19 protein-coding genes are annotated in these 20642 nt (G+C 57.6%); 14 read left to right on the top strand and 5 right to left on the bottom strand.

Translation table 11 applies throughout. The features are described from left to right. The first annotated feature begins 82 nt into the window (after positions 1-82). Together aceK and ACK4FF_RS02430 are read left to right on the top strand one after the other, a co-directional pair. The gene (gene aceK / locus ACK4FF_RS02425) at positions 83-1933 is read left to right on the top strand and encodes a bifunctional isocitrate dehydrogenase kinase/phosphatase (protein WP_409704223.1); all 1851 of its coding nucleotides are present in this window, start codon (positions 83-85) and stop codon (positions 1931-1933) included. A gap of 127 nt (positions 1934-2060) precedes the next feature. Then, a complete protein-coding gene (locus tag ACK4FF_RS02430) occupies positions 2061-3365 on the top strand; it encodes an OmpP1/FadL family transporter (protein WP_409704225.1) in 1305 nt (434 codons plus the stop codon). A 17-nt stretch (positions 3366-3382) separates the two neighbouring features. Here the strand turns inward: ACK4FF_RS02430 and ACK4FF_RS02435 are convergent, their stop codons facing one another. Then, positions 3383-4102, bottom strand: coding sequence for a nitroreductase (locus ACK4FF_RS02435; RefSeq protein ID WP_409704227.1), 720 nt, complete (start codon positions 4100-4102; stop codon positions 3383-3385). A 133-nt stretch (positions 4103-4235) separates the two neighbouring features. Here ACK4FF_RS02435 and ACK4FF_RS02440 point away from each other — a divergent pair, with 133 nt between their 5' ends. Next, on the top strand, positions 4236-5756 hold the full coding sequence (locus ACK4FF_RS02440; RefSeq protein ID WP_409704229.1) for a flavin-containing monooxygenase: 1521 nt from the start codon (positions 4236-4238) through the stop codon (positions 5754-5756). 20 nt (positions 5757-5776) lie between these two features. Here the strand turns inward: ACK4FF_RS02440 and ACK4FF_RS02445 are convergent, their stop codons facing one another. Beyond that, positions 5777-6301 (bottom strand): hypothetical protein, encoded by a 525-nt coding sequence (locus ACK4FF_RS02445; protein ID WP_409704231.1) that lies wholly within the window; start codon positions 6299-6301, stop codon positions 5777-5779. A gap of 248 nt (positions 6302-6549) precedes the next feature. Here ACK4FF_RS02445 and ACK4FF_RS02450 point away from each other — a divergent pair, with 248 nt between their 5' ends. The 9 genes from ACK4FF_RS02450 to ACK4FF_RS02490 all read left to right on the top strand — a co-directional run bounded on the left by ACK4FF_RS02450 (position 6550) and on the right by ACK4FF_RS02490 (position 16850). Further along, a complete protein-coding gene (locus ACK4FF_RS02450; RefSeq protein ID WP_409704232.1) occupies positions 6550-7158 on the top strand; it encodes a 2-hydroxychromene-2-carboxylate isomerase in 609 nt (202 codons plus the stop codon). After that, positions 7158-8768: a carboxyl transferase domain-containing protein gene (locus ACK4FF_RS02455; RefSeq protein WP_409704234.1), complete on the top strand. Its 1611-nt coding sequence runs from the start codon at positions 7158-7160 to the stop codon at positions 8766-8768. The genes ACK4FF_RS02450 and ACK4FF_RS02455 overlap by 1 nt, the downstream gene beginning before the upstream one ends. Positions 8769-8846: 78 nt before the next feature. Then, on the top strand, positions 8847-9632 hold the full coding sequence (locus ACK4FF_RS02460) for an enoyl-CoA hydratase-related protein (RefSeq protein WP_409704236.1): 786 nt from the start codon (positions 8847-8849) through the stop codon (positions 9630-9632). 85 nt (positions 9633-9717) lie between these two features. After that, positions 9718-10068 (top strand): hypothetical protein, encoded by a 351-nt coding sequence (locus ACK4FF_RS02465; RefSeq protein WP_409704238.1) that lies wholly within the window; start codon positions 9718-9720, stop codon positions 10066-10068. A 71-nt stretch (positions 10069-10139) separates the two neighbouring features. After that, entirely contained in the window at positions 10140-10697 is a 558-nt protein-coding gene (locus tag ACK4FF_RS02470) for a deoxycytidylate deaminase (RefSeq protein WP_409704240.1), read from the top strand. Between the two features lie 82 nt (positions 10698-10779). Next, complete coding sequence (locus tag ACK4FF_RS02475) at positions 10780-15735, top strand: RHS repeat-associated core domain-containing protein (protein ID WP_409704242.1); 4956 nt, start codon at positions 10780-10782, stop codon at positions 15733-15735. Next, complete coding sequence (locus ACK4FF_RS02480; protein ID WP_409704244.1) at positions 15732-16007, top strand: DUF6966 domain-containing protein; 276 nt, start codon at positions 15732-15734, stop codon at positions 16005-16007. Before ACK4FF_RS02475 ends, ACK4FF_RS02480 begins: the two co-directional genes overlap by 4 nt. 188 nt (positions 16008-16195) lie before the next feature. Then, entirely contained in the window at positions 16196-16501 is a 306-nt protein-coding gene (locus ACK4FF_RS02485; protein ID WP_409704246.1) for a hypothetical protein, read from the top strand. A gap of 133 nt (positions 16502-16634) precedes the next feature. Beyond that, entirely contained in the window at positions 16635-16850 is a 216-nt protein-coding gene (locus ACK4FF_RS02490; protein ID WP_409704837.1) for a TNT domain-containing protein, read from the top strand. Positions 16851-17839: 989 nt separating this feature from the next. Here the strand turns inward: ACK4FF_RS02490 and ACK4FF_RS02495 are convergent. Further along, positions 17840-18112 (bottom strand): DUF2798 domain-containing protein, encoded by a 273-nt coding sequence (locus ACK4FF_RS02495; RefSeq protein ID WP_409704248.1) that lies wholly within the window; start codon positions 18110-18112, stop codon positions 17840-17842. After that, positions 18109-18603, bottom strand: coding sequence for a DUF2938 domain-containing protein (locus tag ACK4FF_RS02500; RefSeq protein WP_409704250.1), 495 nt, complete (start codon positions 18601-18603; stop codon positions 18109-18111). Before ACK4FF_RS02500 ends, ACK4FF_RS02495 begins: the two co-directional genes overlap by 4 nt. A gap of 84 nt (positions 18604-18687) precedes the next feature. Here ACK4FF_RS02500 and ACK4FF_RS02505 point away from each other — a divergent pair, with 84 nt between their 5' ends. Next, positions 18688-19146, top strand: coding sequence for a helix-turn-helix domain-containing protein (locus tag ACK4FF_RS02505; RefSeq protein WP_409704252.1), 459 nt, complete (start codon positions 18688-18690; stop codon positions 19144-19146). Next, the gene (locus tag ACK4FF_RS02510) at positions 19143-19763 is read left to right on the top strand and encodes a DUF2238 domain-containing protein (RefSeq protein ID WP_409704254.1); all 621 of its coding nucleotides are present in this window, start codon (positions 19143-19145) and stop codon (positions 19761-19763) included. The genes ACK4FF_RS02505 and ACK4FF_RS02510 overlap by 4 nt, the downstream gene beginning before the upstream one ends. Here ACK4FF_RS02510 and ACK4FF_RS02515 read toward each other — a convergent pair. Next, a complete protein-coding gene (locus tag ACK4FF_RS02515) occupies positions 19760-20632 on the bottom strand; it encodes a metal-dependent hydrolase (RefSeq protein WP_409704256.1) in 873 nt (290 codons plus the stop codon). The two genes, ACK4FF_RS02510 and ACK4FF_RS02515, sit on opposite strands and share 4 nt — an antisense overlap. Positions 20633-20642 lie beyond the last annotated feature (10 nt).

The following is a 20642-nucleotide window of genomic DNA, read 5'->3' on the forward strand; positions in this document are numbered from 1 at the left end:
GCGGCCGTTTTTTGGGCTTGTCAGCCTTTGTAAAGCCCTTTTGCGTAGAATCGGAAGCAACCACTCACTTTCGGATCACGCGATGAGCTCTTTGCCCTTTGACATCAAAACCCTGGACGACGAAGCCACCGGTGAGTTGAGCGAGCACAGCGGCCTAAGCGAAGAAGCCGAACGCGAGTTGTCCAAAAAAGTGGCCGCGGATATTTTGGCGGGCTTTGACAAGCACTACCGCTTGTTTCGTTACTGTGCACAGCAGGCGAAAAAGCTGTTCGAGGAAGGCGACTGGCACCTGATCCAGCGCTTGGCCCGTGACCGTATTGATTTCTACGATGAGCGCGTGAAGGAGGCGGTCGACCAGATTCGACGCAATTACGGCCCATTACTGCAGTCCGAGTCCGTGTGGCAGAAAATCAAGACCCGTTTCGTGACTTATCTGGTGGACCACAAGCAGCCCGAGCTGGCCGAAACGTTTTTCAATTCCGCGGTCACGAAAATTCTGCACCGGGACTACTTTCACAACCGCTTCCTGTTTGTGCGCCCGGCGGTGAGTACCGAGTATGTGGAGAGCAACCCACCCTCATACCGCAGCTATTACCCGGCCAACCCGCTGTATGGTGGCATACGCCAATCGCTGCGCAAGCTGATTCAAGACTTCGATCTGAAGGCGCCTTTCGTGGACCTGGAGCGTGATCTTCGCTACGTGGTGCATGCCACGCGGCAGGTGATGCCCCGGCCCATCAAGATTGACCCGGACTGCCAGATTCAGGTGATGTCCAGCCTGTTCTTTCGCAACAAGGGCGCTTACATCATTGGCAAGTTCATCAATGCCAACATGCCACAGCCCTTCGCCATTCCGATTCTGAGGGATTCCAGCGGACGCTTGTACCTGGATACAGTATTGTTCAACGTACAGCAGATTGCCACGCTGTTCAGCTTCACGCGGGCTTACTTTTTGGTGGACATGGAAACGCCGGGGGCCTATGTGCAGTTTTTGCGCACCTTGCTGCCCAACAAACCCAAGGCCGAGATGTACACCATGCTGGGTTTGCAAAAGCAGGGCAAAACGCTGTTCTATCGCGATTTCCTTCACCACCTGAAGCACAGCCATGACGAGTTCATTGTGGCGCCCGGCATCAAGGGTTTGGTGATGGCGGTGTTTACCTTGCCGTCTTACCCGTATGTGTTCAAGTTGATCAAGGACAAAATTGCACCGTCCAAGGAAATTGACCGCGCCGGCGTGATGCAGAAGTACCAGTTGGTGAAGTGGCACGACCGTGTGGGCCGCATGGCCGACACGTGGGAATACAGCCATGTGGGCTTGCCCCTGGACCGCTTTTCCACTGAATTGCTCGACCACTTGAAAGACACCTGCGAGAGTTCACTGAGCATTGAAGGTGACATGGTGGTGATCAAGCACCTGTACATCGAGCGCCGGATGACACCGTTGAACATTTACCTGCAGCAAGGCACTGACGCCGAGGTGGAACACGGCATCACCGAGTACGGCAATGCCATCAAGCAGTTGGCGGCGGCCAATATTTTCCCGGGAGACATGCTGTTCAAGAACTTTGGTGTGACCCGCTTGGGGCGCGTGGTGTTCTACGACTACGACGAAATCGAGTACATGAGCGACTGCAATTTCCGGCGCATTCCCGAGGCCCCCAACCCCGAGGCGGAAATGTCGTCCGAGCCTTGGTACACCGTGGGGCCCAAAGATGTGTTTCCCGAGGAGTTTGGCCAGTTCCTGCTCGGTGACCGCCGGGTGCGCCGTGCATTTCTGGACAAGCACGCCGACCTGCTGACCTATGAATTCTGGCAGGCCCGCAAAGAGCGTGTGGCCGATGGTCACATTGAAGACATCTTCCCCTACGCCGAGGCCATTCGGTTCACCAACCGGTTCCGCAAGCGGAGCATTGCGTTGCCAAGCCAGTAAATTACTGACGGTTTTTGGGTATAAAGCCATTCCAAAAATGGTGTTGGTCCCGAGAGGGTGCTGTTATAGACTGCGGGAAATTGCCGGTTCAACGGCACCTCGTACTTGATCTGACAGAGACCTTCTCATGCACTCCATTTTGATTGGCAGGCTGCGTCCCGCTGGCCTTGCCTTGGCTTTGCTGTTGGCTGCAACTTCTGCGTATGCCACGAACGGTTATTTTTCCCACGGCTATGGCACCAAGGCCAAAGGGCGCGGTGGCGCATCGCTGGCGATTGCCGATGACACCATGGCCGGTGCCAACAACCCGGCTTTGCTGGCCGATGTGGGCAATCGTTTTGACGCAGGTTTCGATGCTTTTGTACCCCGCCGGGGTGCCGAGCGCACGGGCGGGCCGTTGGGGCAATTTGATTTCTCCGAAAAAAGCGACCGCAACCTGTTCATCATTCCCGACTTCGGCGTCAGCCGAAAACTGAGCCAACGCATCACCGCAGGGGTGACCATCTACGGCAACGGTGGCTTGAACACCGATTACCAGCGTGGCAACACTGCCACCTGCCCCACCAGCCTGCTGTCCGGCGGTCGGGGCAACCCCTTGTGTGGCAGTGGCCCAGCAGGCGTGAACCTGGAGCAGTTGGTGGTTGCGCCGACGCTGGCTGTGCGCATCAACGACAATCACGCCCTTGGTGTGTCGCCGCTGTTTGTTTACCAACGCTTTTACGCCCAAGGCCTGCAATTGTTTGGCAGCTTTGGTTACAGCTCGGATTCCTCCAAGCTCACCAACAACGGCACCAGTGGCAGCCAGGGCCGTGGTTACCGGGTCGGCTACTTGGGCACCTTCGGCCCGGTGAATGTGGGCCTGAGTTATTCGCCCCGCATCGACATGAGCAAGTTCAAAGAGTATTCAGGCTTGTTCGCGGGCGGTGGTGACTTTGACATTCCGACCAACAAAGGTGTGGGCGTGTCCTGGAAGGTGACCAATTCGCTGCGGCTGGCGGCTGATGTGAACAAAATTCTGTTCAGCGAAGTGGCCTCGGTGGGCAATTCCCGCGACGGCGCTACGCCGGGTTGTAACTGTTTGGGCACTGAAAACGGCCCGGGATTCGGCTGGAGCGATGTGTTGGTCCGCAAGTTTGGCCTTGAGTACGCGGCCACGCAGAACCTGACGTTGCGGGCCGGTTACAACAAGGGCAACAACCCGGTAGGCAGCGAGGATGTGACCTTCAACATCTTGGCGCCTGGCGTGGTCACCAAACACTACACCGCAGGTTTCACGTACAAATTGAGCCCATCAGCCGAGTTGTCGGCGCACTACATGCGTGCGCCCGAGGTCAGCGTAACCGGCCCATCGGCTTTGCCTGTGCCGGGGCCCGTCGAGAAAATTTACATGAATCAGGAAAGCCTGAGCATGAGCCTCGGATTCACGTATTGAGGCTCAGGCTCATGTGGTCATTTCAAAGGCAACAACAATTCTGAGGCCTTGATCTTTTCCGGTTGAAACTTGTTCACCGGAACATCCAGTTCGTAGCCCAAGGCCACGCCGCACAGCAGTTTGTATTGCTTGGGGATGTCAAAGTGCTTGTCCAAGGGGCTGCGGAACAGGCCCAAAGCCCCTTGGGCGCAACTGCCCAGGCCCGCATTGGTGGCGGCCAGCATCAAACTTTGCAAGTACAGGCCCGCGTCCAGCGCGCTGTAGATGCCCACACCCTCGTGCACAAACACGAACACGGCGGCGGGCGCGCCAAACAGGCGGAAGTTGTCGGCCATGGCTTGGTCACGCGCTTTCAAGTCGTTGCGCGCAACGCCCAACACACCGTACAGGCCTTTGCCACACTCCACCCGGCGGGCCTGTAGGTCTTTCGGGTAATTCACCACGGGTTTTACGTCGCCATCCGGAATGCCTGGGTCGCGCGTCAGTAGGCCCTTCAGTTGAGCCAATTTGCCACCACGCTGCAGGGCGATGGTGCGTTGAAAGCGGCTGTACAGCTCCTCACGCAGGCTTTCCAGCACGGGCCCGGTGGCCAAAGCCAGCCGGTAAGGATGGGTGTTGGACCAACTGGGCGAGAGCGCCGCTTGCTGAAGAATGTTGTCCAGCAGGTGTTGTGGGACAGGGCGTGTATCAAAGGCTCGAACGCTGTGCCGGGCTTTCAGTGCATCCAGAAATTCCATCTTCAACCTTACTGTGTAATGATGAGTTCAAGTTTAGAGTAATTATTCCTAGCCAAGCGGACAACAACGCTACTATTCTATAAAGTGACAATGAACAATGTCACAATATAAAGGTCAACCACAGGGGACAACCATGGCCAATCCACACGTCGATGTACTGATTATCGGAGCCGGACTTTCTGGCATCGGTGCTGCCTGCCACATCAAAAAATTCTGCAAGGGCAAAAGCATTGCCGTGCTGGAACGCCGCAAAGCCATTGGCGGAACATGGGATTTGTTCCGTTACCCCGGTATTCGGTCTGACTCTGACATGTTCACCTTGGGCTACAGCTTCAAGCCCTGGAAAGGCGAGAAAGTGCTGGCCAACGGTCAGGAAATCCGCGAATACGTGACCGAAGCTGCCCAAGAATTCGGCGTGACCGAGGACATCCATTTCGGCCTGAAAGTGGTCAGCGCCAAGTGGAACACCCAACAATGCCAGTGGACAGTGGAAGCGTTGAATGAGGAAACCAGCAAAACCGAAACCTTCACCAGCCAGTACCTGATTGGCTGCACCGGCTATTACAACTACGACCAAGGCTATGCGCCTGAATTCCCCGGCTTGTCCAAATTCAAAGGCACCGTGGTCCACCCCCAACAATGGCCAGAAAACCTTGACTACACCGGCAAGAAGGTGGTGGTCATCGGCTCGGGTGCCACAGCCATCACGCTGGTGCCTGCCATGTCTGACAAGGCCGGGCATGTGACCATGCTGCAGCGCTCGCCCACCTACATTGCGTCCATCCCCTCGGTGGACCCACTGTCTGTGGTGCTGAAAAAATTCCTGCCCGACACCGTGGTGTACAACTTGGGCCGTGCCCGCAACATTGCCTTGCAGCGGCTGATTTTCAAGCTGTCCAAAGAGCGCCCCAAGGCCATCAAGCGCCTGCTGCTGGGCGCAACCCGCCTGCGCATGGGCAAGGGTTTCGACATGAAGCACTTCACCCCCAGTTACAACCCTTGGGACCAGCGCCTGTGCGTGGTGCCTGACGGTGACCTTTTCAAAGTGCTCAAAGACGGCAAGGCCGACATTGTGACCGACCACATTGACACCTTCGTCAAGGAAGGCATCAAACTGAAAAGCGGCCAGGTGTTGGAAGCCGATGTGGTGGTAACCGCCACCGGTCTGGACCTGCAGATTCTGGGCGGCATGGCACTGGAGGTGGATGGCCAGAGCCTGACGCCGGACCAGACACTGAGCTACAAAGGCGTGATGATGAGTGGCATTCCCAACTTCGGGATGGTGTTTGGTTACACCAACGCCTCGTGGACGCTGAAGGCCGACTTGGCCGCCGAGTTCATGTGCCGCGTCATCAACCACATGGATGCCAAAGGCGCCAACAAAGTGGTGCCCAGTGCCGAAGGTGTTGGCACCACAGCCAAGCCGCTGTTCGACCTGGAGGCTGGTTACATGAAACGTGCCGCCGACCGCCTGCCCAAGCAGGGCGAAGCGTACCCTTGGAACATCGAAAACAACTACCTGGCTGACCGCCCCGTGCTCAAGAAGGGGGCGTTGGAAGACGAGTTCCTGAAGTTCGAGTCAGTGGCTGTGCAGGCGTCTGCACCCAAGGCGGCCAAAAAGCCCGCCCGCAAGGCCGCTGCGAAAGCAGCCTGATTTACCCTCGCATTGGGCGCTTACAGTCGCCCAAAACGTGAGGGTGCCCGCCGTGCGCTGATCAGCCTTTGCTGTTCCGCACGGCGTTGTTCTGCCCGGCTGGGTTGGTCAAACAGGCTGACCCGGTCAAAGCGGCTTGGCCTGTCGAAGCGGCTGGTGCGCCCAAACCGGTTGGTTTGTACAAAACCCACCGCTTCCTCCATGTCCACGGCGAAGTCTCCGCCCAAGGGTGTTTCCAGCGTACTCACCTCAAACGGGTCTCGGTTGCCATCCAGGCCGATCAAATCAAGCCGCCCCAGCACCAGCAATGCACGCGCCAGCGGGAAGGCTCCCCGGTCTTTGAACTGCTGTAGAAGCGTGTCTTCAGACATGGCGGCTTGCATGCAATCCAGCCATGCGAATTCGTCAATCGGGCGCGCAGGCACCTCTTGCGTGAAGCGTACTTCTTCCTGTTCGGCCAATGCAGTTTGGTGAAACAAGGGGGCAGCCAAAGCCAGCATGCCAATCAACATGGGCCGGGACAGCAGGGCAAGGGATGCGTGCATGAGGACTCCTGAGCAGTTGAAGGGCTTCATGATGTCAACGTCATCAGTCACCCTGGGTGATACATCATTCGTTATACGGGGCTGGTTCTGGCTTGTCCATCAGCCGAATTCCTACTCACAAAGTGGGTGGTGCAGGCCGTAAACGCCCCGGTTTGACCATGGTCAAGCCAAGCTGAATCGAATCAAATCACCCGTTTTGGTCATCACTTCCGCTAGAATCAAGGCAGCCAAAGGGGGAATGTTGTGCCATGACAACCAAACAAACGATTGATTTTTATTTTGACCTCACCAGCCCATACAGCTATGTCGCTGCTGAAGTCATTGAAGACATTGCACGTGCAGGCCAACGCACCGTGAATTACAAGCCCACCCTGTTGGGCTTCATTTTCAAGGCCACTGGCAATTCCGCCCCCATGATGGTGCCTGCCAAGGGCAAGTATTCCGCCCGCGACTTCGCCCGCACGGCGCGTTTCCATGGCCTCACCATCAACTGGCCCAAGCAGTTTCCGATCAATGCGACCACTGCGTCCCGCGCCATTCTCAAACTGGCCGAAACATCGCCTTCGCAGGTGGGCGATTTCACCCGCGCCTTGTACCGCGCGTACTTCGTGCAGGGGCAGGACATCACCACCGAGGACGGGGTGAAGGCCGTGGCCGATGCCATGGGCCTGGACGGTACAGCCCTGGCCGCAGCCAACAACGACGAAGCCATCAAAGCGGCATTGCGGGCCGCCGTACAAGAGTCGATCGATGTGGGCATGTTCGGCGCACCGTATTTCGTGGTGGATGGCGAGCATTTCTGGGGCCAGGACCGCATGGAGCAACTGCGCCGTTGGGTGGTGGAAGGGCCGTTCTGATGGGCGTACTCGAGCACAACAACGTACAGGCCCGGCCCGATTTTTCGGGCAACCAGCAGGCGATGCAGGCCTTGGTCGCGCAGTTGCGCGAACGCCTGGCTGCGGTGGCCCAGGGCGGTGGGCCCAGCGCCCAAGCCAAACACACTGCGCGGGGCAAACTGCTGCCGCGTGAACGGGTGGCCGGTTTGCTGGACCCGGGTTCCCCCTTCCTTGAGTTGGCCCCGTTGGCCGCTTGGGGCCTGTACGACAACGCTGCGCCCGGTGCCGGTGCCATTGCAGGCATAGGCCGGGTCAGCGGTGTGGACTGCATGATTGTGTGCAACGACGCCACCGTGAAAGGCGGTACCTATTACCCCCTGAGCGTGAAAAAGCATTTGCGCGCACAGGAGGTTGCGGCAGAAAACAACCTGCCGTGTATTTATCTCGTGGATTCTGGCGGGGCCAATTTGCCCAATCAGGATGAAGTGTTCCCGGACAAAGACCACTTTGGCCGCATCTTCTTCAACCAAGCCAACATGAGCGCACAAGGCATTGCGCAAATTGCCGTGGTGATGGGCAGTTGCACCGCTGGTGGTGCATACGTACCCGCCATGAGCGATGAAACCGTCATCGTTAAAAAGCAGGCGACAATTTTTCTCGGTGGCCCCCCCTTGGTGAAAGCGGCCACCGGTGAGGAAGTGAGTGCCGAAGAATTGGGCGGGGCCGATGTGCACACCCGCCTGTCGGGCGTCGCCGACCACTTTGCAGAAAACGACCAACACGCTTTGCAGATTGCGCGCCGCATTGTGGCCAACCTGGGCCGTGGGCCCAAGCCATTGCCGTGGGCTGTGCTGGATAGCCGTGAGCCACTGTACCCCGCCGAGGAAATGTACGGCATTGTGCCCACCGACACCAAGAAGCCTTTTGATGTACGCGACATCATTGCACGCTTGGTGGACGGCAGCGAGTTCGACGAATTCAAAGCCCGCTATGGCACCACCTTGGTGTGTGGCTTTGCCCGCCTGTATGGCATGCCTGTTGGCATTGTGGCCAACAACGGCATTCTGTTCTCAGAGTCTGCCCAGAAGGGCGCGCACTTCATCGAGTTGTGCTGCCAGCGCAAAATTCCATTGCTGTTTTTGCAGAACATCACCGGGTTCATGGTCGGCAAAAAGGCCGAGAACGAGGGCATTGCCCGCCACGGTGCCAAAATGGTGATGGCGGTGTCCTGCGCCAAGGTGCCGAAATTCACTGTGGTGATTGGCGGCTCATTCGGTGCCGGAAACTACGGCATGTGTGGCCGAGCCTACAGCCCACGGTTTATGTGGATGTGGCCCAATGCCCGCATCAGCGTCATGGGCGGCGAACAGGCTGCAGGTGTGTTGGCCACCGTGAAGCGCGCACAAATTGAAAGCAAGGGCGGCACCTGGAGTGCCGAGGAAGAGGCCGCATTCAAGGCCCCCACCTTGAAGCAGTTTGAAGAGCAAAGCCAGCCCTATTACGCCACTGCCCGTTTGTGGGACGACGGCTTGATCGACCCGGCAGACACCCGGCGTATTGTGGGCATGGCCTTGTCTGCCAGCCTGAATGCTGAAATTCCGGAAACTCGCTTTGGTGTGTTCCGCATGTGATGAACCTCAGGCTCAACGCATGAGCCTGAGCTTAGAAACCAACAACACCCCAATGCAGAGGGTGGAGGATGACAACCCATGAGCAGCAGCCCTGTTGTAGAAGAACGCCGTGGCAAATTTGCGTGGCTGACGCTGAACCGGCCTGAAGTCAAAAACGCCATGAATGGCGAAATGATTCACGCCTTGGTTGAGGCATTTCAGCGCTTGGGGCAGGACGCTGATACCCGCGCCATTGTGTTGGCGGCCAACGGCGATGCATTCTGTTCCGGGGCCGACTTGGCCTACATGATGCAGCAGGCCCAACAAGCCAGCAGTAACCAGCAGGGCGGGCTTACGCTGAGCAGCCTGTTCCGCACCATTGCCGAATGCCCCAAGCCCGTGGTGGCCCGCGTGCACGGCTTGTGTTTTGCCGGGGCCATGGGGCTGGTGTCAGCCAGCGACATTTTGGTGGCCAGCCGCAACGTGAAGTTTGGTTTGCCGGAAGTCAAGCGCGGTTTGATTCCCGCCACCATCAGCCCTTATGTGGTTCAAGCGATGGGGGTGCAGGCGGCGCGCAGATACTTCGTCACTGGCGAAAGCTTCTCCGCCGAACAGGCCTTCAACATGGGCATGGTGCATGAGCTGTGCGAGCCTGCCGACCTCGATCAACGGCTGGATGCCATTCTGGCTGAGTTGGACAGTTGTGCCCCCTTGGCCATGGCCGAATGTAAAACCCTGGTGCGCGATGTCAGCCGCATGGACATCACCGCAGATGACACCCACCACGATGTCGCCATGCGCTTGGTGAAGGTGCGCGCCAGTTCTGAGGCCGCCGAAGGCATGATGGCTTTCATGCAAAAGCGCAAACCCCAGTGGGCCCAGTAAGGCTGGGCTGACCGAACCCCGGTGGTGCATCCCGAGCCTGCACATGTCATGGTACGGGCTGTTTTCACCTTCAAACGGGGTTCTCATGTTTCCATGGTTTTTCATGTGGGCGCCTACGCTGCACCTGCCCTGGAGTGGCGCAGTGGCCCAGCAGATTGATCCAGACATCAGCTGGTTTTTCAAAGGCATCAACCCGGCTGCAGGCCGGGGCGACATTGAAGAACAAGCCTTTGCGCTGGCAAGCTACGGCAAACAACTGGGTTTGCTGACCCAAGTGCTGCTGGACCTGGCCCAGCAAACAGCCCCCAGTACCCCACAGGCGCGTGACGCGCTCGAGCAATTGCAGTGGATTGCGCAGGGCATTGAACGCATCAAGCAACAGGCCGGGTTCCCGGTTGTGAACGTGATCAACAGCACGCCGCGCATTCAACCCTGATGCCGTGCGGCTCGGCTTGCGCAGCCTTGCTGTGGTACCCTGCCACACAGGCCCACAGCACTGCACACCTCATGAGACTGGACCCACAACGCCCACCGGAAACTGACGATTACTACATGGGCATCGCCTTGGCTGTTCGACGCAAAGCCAATTGCACAGGCAACAGGGTGGCCGCCGTCATCGTCAAAAACAACCGGGTGATTTCTACCGGCTACAACGGTGTGCCCGAAGGCATGCCCAATTGCCTGGATGGTGGCTGCCTGCGTTGCCAGAACCCGGGTGGGCGGTTCAAGTCAGGCACGGGTTACGACTTGTGCATTTGTGTTCACGCCGAACAAAATGCCCTGCTGGCCGCAGCCCGCTTTGGAATTTCCGTGGAAGGGGCCACCATTTACACCACCATGCAACCCTGCTTTGGCTGCGCCAAAGAACTGTTGCAGGCCAAAATCGAGAAGGTGTACTACCTGCACCCCTGGGTGCCCACCGACCTCGACCCCGACATGACCGAGGCCAAGGTCAAAGAGTACGACAAGATCATGGCCCGGCTTGGGCCAGTGCACATCAACAACTTTGACGACCCCGCCGCGCAGTGGGCAGTCACGACATTGCGCAACTTGCCATCCCCCTGATCCCTTGCCCGGGTGATGCAATTGGTTGAATGACCCGCATGCAGCTAGCGTTGAGGCTTTTGGCGTCTGCGCTTGGGCTGCAATGTTCACACAGGTCTACCCGGTGCCGGGTCAAACAGTCAAACCCGCCTTGGGCGTGGCCCTGAATGGCAATTTCTGGTTGTTTCTGGAGCAGGCCACACGCCTGCCAGCCTGGCTGGTCTTGCATCGTGAGTCGGTCAATGACGCCGAACTGGATGCTGTGCTGGCCAGCCGCTTCACAGGCATTGGCACCGGCCACAGCCTAGATTACGACGTTCTAACCCACTTTGGCCTGGCCAATCGGCAAACCTACCGCGCCGACTGGATGGCTAGCCAGCATGGCCGCATGGGCCGTGCAGTGTTCACCAGCCAGTTGCAAGTCGTCAAACTACCGCTGACGCGCGAAGTGACCGAAGGCCTACGCAACCCGGCCAGCTTGTATTGGGCCAGTGCTCAGTCCCTGATGGCACACACCGAAGGCAGCGCCGAGTTTGAGCGGGGCCATGCCCTCGTGGAAATGGCCAGTATCCTCATGGCGCGCTGGGGCCAGCAGCGCCTTCAGCACCTTGATTTCGACAGCCGCAGCCGCATTGGCCAATTGCTGCAAGAAGCCGGTGCATTGGCTGAAGGGGCTTACAACGCAGCCGCCAGTTTTTTGGGCGGCTTGTGGGACATTGTGCGGGCCACCCTCACCTTCGCCGGGCAGGCGTTCAAAGTGGCGGTCAATGGTCTGGAAATGGCGGTGCGGGGGCAGTTCAAGGCCATTCAACAGGCCTTGCTCAAAGCAGGCATGGGCGTGTACCACACCGCTGAAGAGGTGATTGCAGCGGTTAAGGAGGGCACCCGTCTGCTCACCGTGATTGGCAGTGATTCCACCTTGCGCCAGGCGCTGTGGGAATTTCTTGATGGGTACACCGAAAGCTCAGCCCACCTGAACCGGCTGAAGGCGGGCGCCCAAGCGGTTGTGGAAATCGGCATTGAAGTGCTGTTGGCCTTGGCCACTGCCGGGGCCACCTTGGTGGTGGCCGGTGCCCGGCTGGCAGCGCGTGTAGGGCCATTTACCGCCAGGTTGATTCGCCACATGGCCCGGTTTGCACGTGCCTTGGAACAGCGCATTGCCGAAGCGGCCCGGCGTTTGCCGGAACCCAAGAAAGCACCCACCTCGCCCAGTAACGCCCGCAAAGCGGCAGGCGACAAAGCGCCTGAACCCTCCGCCACCCGCACCACCCCCAGCAACACAGAGAGCAAGGGCCGCAGTGGCCCCGCTGCGCGGGACAACACCACCGGTGGCGAACCCGTCAGCTTGATCAACGGTGAAGAGTTGCTACAGTTCGAGGACTTCAGGATCAAGGGCCTGATTGATTTGCCCTTTGTTCGAAGCTACGCCAGCAAAGCGGCCGAAGAGGGCATGGGCAGTGCCTTGGGGGCGGGATGGTTCCACCCATTGTCCACCCATCTGCGTATTCAGGCTCATGGTTTGAGCCTGATTGATGGCGAGGGCCGCAGCATTGACTTCACGCCCCTGCAAGTGGGGCAGCGGTGTGTGCACACGGTTGAGCAAACCGTTCTACAGCGCACAGGCCCAACAACCTACACCCTGCGCCCACGACACGGCCTTGGGTTGACATGGCACTTCAGCGCCTTGGCCCAAAGCCCAGCAGCCCGCGGCACCACACTGGCCCTGCTTGAAGCCATTGAACACCCCAGCGGCCACCGCTTGTGTGTGGACTATGCGCCCGCCCAGGGGGGGGCGGTGCCAACCCTGCACCGCGTGCGCAACGGCAGTTACACCTACCAGTTTGAACATGGTGACGATGGCCTGCTGAAACGGGTGGTTCAACTGGCACGCCACAACGCGGATGAGCAGTTGGCCCAGGCCCCGGTGCAAAGCCGAAGCCTGGCCACCTACACCCACAGCACTGATGGCGACCTGGCCAGCGCCGCCGACCCCTGCGGCCACGCGGAGCACTACCGCTACACCGACCACCGTTTGGCCCAGCGGACACTCAAGAGTGGATACACCATTCACTTTGAGTGGGCACAACTGCCCGGTGAATTTCACCACCGCTGTACACGCCAGTGGGGCGACCCGGTTGATGGGCAAGCCACCTACCTGTACCGCTTTGAATGGGCCCGCCCGGATGGCAGCCATGCCGTCATTGACAGCCGGGGCGCCTGCAACGCCTGGCGGTTCAATGAACTGGGCTTGCCGGTTTGGCACAGCGACCCGCTGGGCCATGTCACCACCCACCGGTACAACGCCTTGGGCCAGCGCATTCAGACCACGGCACCCACCGGTGCCCAATGGCATTGGGAGTGGACCGAACAGGGGCAGTTGGCCCAAGCCACTGACCCACTGGGCCATGCCACGCGGTGGACCTACGACGCACGCGGGCAATGCACGGCGGTCACCGACCCTGAAGGCCATACACACCGCTTTCAGTACGACAAGCAAGGCCACATGGTGCGCCACACCAACCCCTTGGGGCATGTGCGCACCCTTCAATACAACGCCCATGGGCAAGTGGCCAGTGTGCTTGACCCCACAGGCCGACGAACCCGTCAACTGACCGACGCCGATGGCGCATTGCTGGCGGTTGAAGGGCCGGGCGGTGCCCGCCAAGTGGCGCATTACGATGTGTGGGGCCAACTGGCCAGCGTCACCGACCCGCTGGGCCAAACCACACGCTACGGCTACGACTTGGCTGGCCGCTGCACGGCCATCACCAATGCCCAAGGACAAACCACCCGCTACGAATACGCCCCCTTGGGTGTACTGGCCAGCGTGACCGACGCACAAGGGCAGGTTACACGGTACGAATACGCGCATGGGCTTTCACAACCCACCGCACGCATCAACCCCTTGGGGCAACGCAGGCTGTATTGCTATGACACCGAGCGCAATTTGGTGTGGCTCACCAATGAAAATGGCGACACCGCCCGTTTCACCTATGACCTGAACGAACGGCTGATTCGCGAAGAAGGGTTTGATGGGCGTTTGCAAACCTACAGCCACAACCCCATGGGCCATGTGCTGGCCCGCCATGATTACGGCACTCCGCTGGCCCACCGGCACGGCAGTGGCCCGCTTCAGTGGCCTGATCAGCCCTTGGTCAGCACTCACATGCAACGCGACGCGCTGGGCCGTTTGCACCGGCAGCAGGCGGGGCAAGACTGGGCCGAGTACCACTACACCCCGCTGGGCCACCTGCACACCGCCAGCAATGCCCACAGCGAACTGTGCTGGGCCTACAACGCGTTGGGCCAGCCCATCGATGAATGGATCACGCTGCGCGGGCCCAGCCCCCAAGGCCTTGCGAATGCGCAATACCACCTGCACCGTGACTACGATGCGGCCGGTGCCCCGGTTCGCCTGCACGCCCAAGGCCCGGGCCTGGATGAGGTGCATGAACTGGAATTGAGTGCCACAGGGCAAGTCAGCCAGGTGCTGCGCAACCAACAATTGATTGCCCAGTTTGAGCACGACCCTGCGGGCCGAGAAGTGCGAAGCCTGTTGGGCAATGGTTTGGAAACCCTGTTGCAGCACGACCCGCAAGGCAGGTTGATTGCACAGCGCACGCAGCATGTACAACACAAACACGGCCTGGGCATTGGGAACAAGGCCGAGTTCAGCCGACGATACCATTACAACACCGTGGGCCAACTGGTGCGGCTGGACGACAGCCTGCATGGCTCCAGCCGGTTCCATTACGACCCCACCCACCGGCTGACCCACATTCAGGGTCCAACGCCGGAGGCCTTCCTGTTTGACCCCGCCAGCAACCTGCTGGAAGCACTCAGTGGACCGAATGCCGAGCAGGCGTTAGACAGGGGCAGCTTGCCACCGCCAGCCAGCCCCAACGCCCGAAGGCCCATGCAAAGCCCTGGCAACCGGCTGCTGAACCAGCAAGGCCAGCAGTACCGTTACAACGCATTGGGCCAACGCGTACAGGTGCAGAGCGGCAAGAAACGCACCGATTTGCACTACAACGCCCAGGCTCAATTGGTGAGCCTGAAAGTGTATGTCGAAGGGCAACCGCAACAGAACACCGCAGCCCTGTACCGCTATGACCCACTGGGCCGGCGCATCGGCAAAGTGGTGTGCAAAGGCCTGGCAGGGGCAGAGTCCGTTCAGGAAACAAGGTTCATCTGGAATGGCGATGTACTGCTGGCAGAGCAGCAGGCCACGCACACCACCAGCTACCTGTTCAAGCCCGGCACCTTCACCCCCTTGGCACAAGTGGTGGACGGGCAGGTGGAGCACATTCACACCGACCACCTGGGCACCCCGCGAGAATTGACCAATGCCCAAGGGCAACTGGTGTGGCAAGCCCGTTTCAAAGCCTATGGCAACCTGGCGGTGCAGCCTGTCGGGTTAAGCACTTGCCGACTGCGCTTTGCGGGGCAATACTTGGACGAAGAAAGCGGCTTGCACTACAACCGCCATCGGTACTACGACCCCGACTGCGGGCAATTCATCAGCCAGGACCCGATCGGCCTTGCGGGTGGATTGAACCTGTACCAGTACGTGCCCAACCCGATGACGTGGGTGGATCCGTGGGGGTTGACGTGTAAGGAAGGTAGGCACGAGATAGGGGGGCACAGTCTCGGTAGGGTAACTGGTACCTTCTCCGCTATTGACCCTGGACCTTTGCGAGATCATTTAGCAGGTACCTTTGCTGGCGGTAGATATAACTCCATAGTCTTGGACCATGACATTGTTCTCTATCGGGCTGGCACTGTTGATCAACCTCTAGGTCAATTTTTCAGTTTGGAACAACCAACTGGGGTTTTGCAGACCCGCATCGATAAAGCTGTTTTGCCATCGTGGCCAACTGGCGCAAAGTCGCCGATTGATTCATCATTTGCTGTCAAAATTCCGGCTGGTACGGAGGTTTACGTCGGAGAAGTTGGTAGTCAAGGCGGATTCTTTGTCGGAGGTACACAACAAATTGTTGTTCCTACGCCGTGGAAAATTGACGGAGTTCAAGTGATGAGTTCGAGTCCACTACGATGAAGAATGTGCAAAAAACTGATGCTGTGCTACTGCAAATGATTGATCTTCTTCGTGACGGCGGCGCCAACGACTGGGCAAATCTCCTCGAAGAGCTTAGGTGTGAAATGCACGCAGAGCCGAGTGACGCTGCATCGAAGATACTATCTCTGTTTGGTGGTATGGGTTCGTTAAACGACGTCGTCTTGTACAAAAACGGGGTACCACTTGTTGCTGAGAATGATGAATTGTTCAAGTTGAGTGCGCTGCTTTTTGAGTCCTGTCGACAACCTTGAGTACGCCCAGCGCAGCGCAAACATGCCGGTTGAGGTGGCATAGGTTACAAGTGCCGGGGACCACTGTTTCTGAAGATCCGTTGGGGCTCAATCAGGCCCGATTTTGGTGATCGAAGTATGATGCACACCTTTGTTTTTGAACCATGGAAAATTAAGGGTTTCAAGGTCATCTCAGAGGTCCAGCCAAGATGAGTTCCGTACTGGCCGATCTCTTGAAATCCTTTCAAAGTCTTCTTGCGGTATCTAGGCAAGAGGATGAAAAGTATCTGGTAACTGGCCTCAGTCAGTGCTGTGAAATAATTGACGCAATACAAAAAAATGATTTGGGTTACGACGATGGTTTGAAATTGCTCAAATCAGAGTTCCACTCTATGCTGACTCCCCACGCCGGATTATCTGAGCTTTTTGTCTGGAGTGACGATGCGAAGGAAAGGGCCCGGATCAACACTGAAATTAGCGCACATTTAGATTATCTATGGAAAGTTTTAAGGTAGGGTTCCTTGTGACAAATTTGTTCGATTGAGACCCTAGCTATACCTCCCCAATCGTCACATTTGTACATTCAATGGCCCGAGGGGTACCCCACATGCTGGGTAACGAGCTTGCACCCACCATATAGGACGGAATCTGAGGCTTCAAAGGGCATTACCTCCTGGTACAGATCAAAAACCTTTATCTGTGTATAGAGTGGTGAGAGAAATCCCAGACGTTCCAAGCAGTCCAGCAGCATCTTACTTTGGTGAGATTGGTGGGGGAATTCAACACGAGTTACCGATGCCCATACAGAAGCATTTAGACAGCGGCCATCTGCAACTCATTCAGAGAACATTTCCTGGTCAATAAGAAAAATTTGGAGCGCAGATGAGCATACGATTTATCGAGAACTACAGAATAGATTCCCCTCCGGTGGGACCAGATGTTTGGTACCTCTGTACGCTTTGTAACTCTAAAGTAAGGTCAATTCCTGTCCATGCTGAATCCTGCGCATGCTACAACGTGATTGTTGATATCGACGCAGGCAGATTTTCACTAAAGAACCCTTCAGAATTTAAGGTTTTCGTACTCGAATGACCGAGACGTTGCTGTTGCATCGTCTGGAAGGGTTCAGAGACGACCTACAGGGGAAATTACCGAAACCTAGAGCCACTGGTACTGTTGTTTCAGGCCTTGAATCTGCCCAGAGTTGTATCAATGGAGCGAGCAAGTACTCTGGAGTCTGCGTTTGGTCTGGAGCCAGGTTCACTATCCTCGGGTTTTAAAATTAGGGAGATTAGTGATGTTCAGATCCGATCGCCGCGCAGTCCCTTGGAGGGTAATCGATTCTTTTTGGGAGCGGGAAATCATCTTCCAGGCGGTGCGCCAGAGATGGTCGTAGATTCAATTTCATCGATAGATGGTCTAGGGGTGGGAACTATTTCAACCGTAGGGGTCGTACCGTGATAACTGTCCATGGTTTCCTGGCTGATGTTGCTCATAATTCTCTGAGAGTTGTAAGTTTGAGCGACTGCGGTACTGAGTTTCTTTTGAGTCAGAATGCCCGACATTCTGATTCAAATATTCACTAGTTGGATTTTGATGATCGGGATCAGCAATCGAAGTTATTCGATACGCTTAGAAAGAACCGAATCGGATTCTCAGTTGGTCCCGGCTGGTCACCTGCAGAGCTATTCGAGTTCTATAGAGACCAAGGGCTTGTGGCGGGGGAGTACATTCGGGTCTCATGGCGATCCCCTAAAGACATGCCAGTCGAGTTGGCTTAGTTGGTGATGGTGTGGGCTTTGTACGTTTGAATCCCTTTTTCGTACTTAGCCCATATCATTCCCCGCGTTCTCTCAGCGTGTTGACGTCAGCGCAGCCACAGTCTTTCTGACGACCGGCACCAGCAGCATAACCGTAGGAAATGCCAAGGCCCAAGCCGGCAACCACGCATGAATCCATTGGCCCGGCAACTCTGGGTTAATGCCCAAGGCACGGGCTGTGGACACACCAGATACCAACAGTGACATCAATCCCGAGAGAATGAATGAAAAAAGAATGTTGCTGAATCGTTGTGGAAGCATCATGACTCCTTGTTTTGAAAGTGGGGGGGTGACGTAAAGGCTCATCCCATAAGCCTGTTAGAGAGAAGGCCACCGATGTAAAGGCCAAACCCAAACACGGTGTGGTTAATCAGGTTGCGCAATGCGTTGCCCAAGGGCGCCGGTGTTTTTGACGCAGCGAAGCCCAGGCCCATCGCCGGTTGCATCAAAAGCCATGGGCACAGCACGGTGGTAATGCCCGTGGCCATAGCTGCCAACGGTGTTGGGCTGATCAGCCAACCTTCACCCGCAAACATTATTAATGTGGCTGCAAACAACAGGCCGGTCAGGTAATGGGTCAGCCAACCGAGTATCAGTTCACCAGCAACAGCTGGGCTCTTGCTGATTTGGGTGTGCAAGGCTCTCCCTTTGAAGAGATGCCCCACCCAGCGGCCCAGCAGGCCAAAGTTCATGGTGGGTATTCCGGCCCGTTTAAGGCCAATCAACCAGATGTCCATCAATGCCGTAGCGGCCAGGCCGATGATCGCGGTGTGTTGCGCAATCAGTGTGATTTTCATCTTGAATCTCTCCTTGTTCGTTGACCCGATGGGGCATTTGCGATCACTATAGAAGTTCAAGTCAACTTGAGGTCAAGGGGTTTGATGGATATTTCTGAAGTCAGTCGGCGGTCGGGTATGCCTGCGTCCGCACTTCGCTACTATGAAGAGAAGGGGTTGATCGTCTCGCTGTCGGAAAAGGGCCAGCGACGGCGTTTTGCACCTGCTGTGTTGGATCAGTTGTCGATGATTGCACTGGGTCAAGCCGCAGGCTTGTCTCTGGATGAGATTCAGACGATGCTGTCACCCAACGGTGAGCCCAATATCGACCGGCAGATGCTGGCCGAAAAGGCGGCTGACATTGATCGGCAGGTCTTGAGACTGAAGGCGATGAGTAAAGGGCTCAAGCATGCCGCGCAGTGCCCGGCCCCTCATCATGCGCAATGTCCGAGCTTTCAGGCGCTAATGAAGGCGGCTGCATCTGGGGCGTTAGAGCGCCGCTGGGGTAAAACCCGTTTGCCGCCTTTGTCCTCTACCACTGTCGACCCCAAGGACCAAGAATGACCTATACAAAATCACTCGGCACGCTGTTGATCGCTTGGTGCGTCATGTTGCTCGCCTCAGGCCTCGCGCCCTACGACCGCTTGACATGGTTGATGGAGGTGGCCCCGGTGTTGTTGGTGGCCCCGGTGTTGTGGCTGACGCGTGAGCGTTTCCCGCTCACCACCTTGTTGTTGGTCTTGGTGGGGCTTCACGGGGCGGTGTTGATGCTGGGCGGTGCCTACACCTATGCGCGTGTCCCTTTGGGGTTTGAGTTGCAAGACTTCTTCGGTTTGTCCCGCAATCCTTACGACAAAATCGGTCATTTCTTCCAGGGCATGGTGCCGGCTTTGGCCGCCCGTGAAATTCTGGTGCGTGGGCAATTTGTGCGTGGCGGGCGAATGTTGGCCTTTTTGGTGCTGTGTGTGGTGTTGGCCATCAGCGCCACCTATGAGCTGGTGGAGTGGGGCGCGGCCTTGGCTTTGGGGCAGGGGGCTGAGGAGTTTCTGGGCACGCAGGGCGACCCCTGGGACACACAATCCGACATGTTCATGGCCCTGTGCGGTGGCCTGTTCACGCTGGTGTGTCTGGCGCCCTGGCACAAGGTGCAGCTTGAGTATCTGCCCAAGCGCAGCACTTAAGCCATGTGGGCTGTCAGGCTTCCTTGTTCACCAAACAGGGCCTGCCGCCATGCCTCTTCCAGCGCACGGGTATCGTGTTGCTCGGGGTGAAAGCCATCCTTGAGGGAGTGTTTGAAGATTTTGGGTACGCGGTTCATCAGGCCGTAGCGCCCGAAAATCAGGCCGAAGCCTTCTTTGTACATGCCCCGTTTGAACAGGGACCCTTCACGCGCCAGCATGCAGGCCAAGGCCACGGCAAAAGTGGGCAGCAAGGCGGCCAGCACCAAGCCCACTGCCACACGGCGGCGGCGGTCGGTGCCGCCAACCTGTTTGTACACGCTGAAGGCCACTGATTTGTGTTCCAGTTCTTCCACGCAATGCCACAGCCAAATGCCCCGGTTCGCCGGGTGCACTTGGGCTTGAAACTCTGGGTTGCGCAGCAGGCTTTCAGCCAGTGCAGCGGTGAAGTCTTCCATCACCGTGGTGCAGGCCAGTTGCATCAGGGGCGACAAGCGCCGCAGGGGCCACAGGCCAATTCGCACGGCCCGTTCGGCATACCCAACCGGAATGCCCAAGGTGCGAAGTTGATCGTTCAGCCGGTCATGTTCCCTGCCGTGCAAGGCTTCCTGCCCGATAAACCCCGAGACTTTGGCTTGCAACACCGGGTCGGTGATCTGTTGGCGGTAGTGCTTCACGGAATCCATGAAGAACCGTTCACCCTCAGGGAATACGCCGCTGAGTAAACTCACCGCATGCGAGGCGAACGGGTTGTTGCCGCAGAAGTAGCGGTTCAGTTCGCCATGCGGGAAGCTGATGCGCCGCGGGGGGATGCCCACCGATTCTCCGGTGGGGCGTTTGCGACTGGTGTCTGCTGTTGATGCGGTGGTCATCGCGCCCCCT

Source organism: Limnobacter sp., assembly GCF_046297615.1.
GTDB lineage: Bacteria > Pseudomonadota > Gammaproteobacteria > Burkholderiales > Burkholderiaceae_B > Limnobacter.

Excerpts from the sequence above, each read along its gene's own strand:
- ACK4FF_RS02500 (WP_409704250.1), bottom strand. The coding sequence starts at position 18,603 with ATGAAAATCACACTGATTGCGCAACACACCGCGATCATCGGCCTGGCC.
- ACK4FF_RS02485 (WP_409704246.1), top strand. The coding sequence starts at position 16,196 with ATGAGTTCCGTACTGGCCGATCTCTTGAAATCCTTTCAAAGTCTTCTT.
- ACK4FF_RS02455 (WP_409704234.1), top strand. The coding sequence starts at position 7,158 with ATGGGCGTACTCGAGCACAACAACGTACAGGCCCGGCCCGATTTTTCG.
- ACK4FF_RS02465 (WP_409704238.1), top strand. The coding sequence starts at position 9,718 with ATGTTTCCATGGTTTTTCATGTGGGCGCCTACGCTGCACCTGCCCTGG.
- ACK4FF_RS02470 (WP_409704240.1), top strand. The coding sequence starts at position 10,140 with ATGAGACTGGACCCACAACGCCCACCGGAAACTGACGATTACTACATG.
- ACK4FF_RS02450 (WP_409704232.1), top strand. The coding sequence starts at position 6,550 with ATGACAACCAAACAAACGATTGATTTTTATTTTGACCTCACCAGCCCA.
- ACK4FF_RS02440 (WP_409704229.1), top strand. The coding sequence starts at position 4,236 with ATGGCCAATCCACACGTCGATGTACTGATTATCGGAGCCGGACTTTCT.
- ACK4FF_RS02475 (WP_409704242.1), top strand. The coding sequence starts at position 10,780 with ATGTTCACACAGGTCTACCCGGTGCCGGGTCAAACAGTCAAACCCGCC.
- ACK4FF_RS02445 (WP_409704231.1), bottom strand. The coding sequence starts at position 6,301 with ATGCACGCATCCCTTGCCCTGCTGTCCCGGCCCATGTTGATTGGCATG.
- ACK4FF_RS02435 (WP_409704227.1), bottom strand. The coding sequence starts at position 4,102 with ATGGAATTTCTGGATGCACTGAAAGCCCGGCACAGCGTTCGAGCCTTT.
- aceK (WP_409704223.1), top strand. The coding sequence starts at position 83 with ATGAGCTCTTTGCCCTTTGACATCAAAACCCTGGACGACGAAGCCACC.
- ACK4FF_RS02495 (WP_409704248.1), bottom strand. The coding sequence starts at position 18,112 with ATGAGCCTTTACGTCACCCCCCCACTTTCAAAACAAGGAGTCATGATG.
- ACK4FF_RS02430 (WP_409704225.1), top strand. The coding sequence starts at position 2,061 with ATGCACTCCATTTTGATTGGCAGGCTGCGTCCCGCTGGCCTTGCCTTG.
- ACK4FF_RS02515 (WP_409704256.1), bottom strand. The coding sequence starts at position 20,632 with ATGACCACCGCATCAACAGCAGACACCAGTCGCAAACGCCCCACCGGA.
- ACK4FF_RS02480 (WP_409704244.1), top strand. The coding sequence starts at position 15,732 with ATGAAGAATGTGCAAAAAACTGATGCTGTGCTACTGCAAATGATTGAT.
- ACK4FF_RS02510 (WP_409704254.1), top strand. The coding sequence starts at position 19,143 with ATGACCTATACAAAATCACTCGGCACGCTGTTGATCGCTTGGTGCGTC.
- ACK4FF_RS02505 (WP_409704252.1), top strand. The coding sequence starts at position 18,688 with ATGGATATTTCTGAAGTCAGTCGGCGGTCGGGTATGCCTGCGTCCGCA.
- ACK4FF_RS02460 (WP_409704236.1), top strand. The coding sequence starts at position 8,847 with ATGAGCAGCAGCCCTGTTGTAGAAGAACGCCGTGGCAAATTTGCGTGG.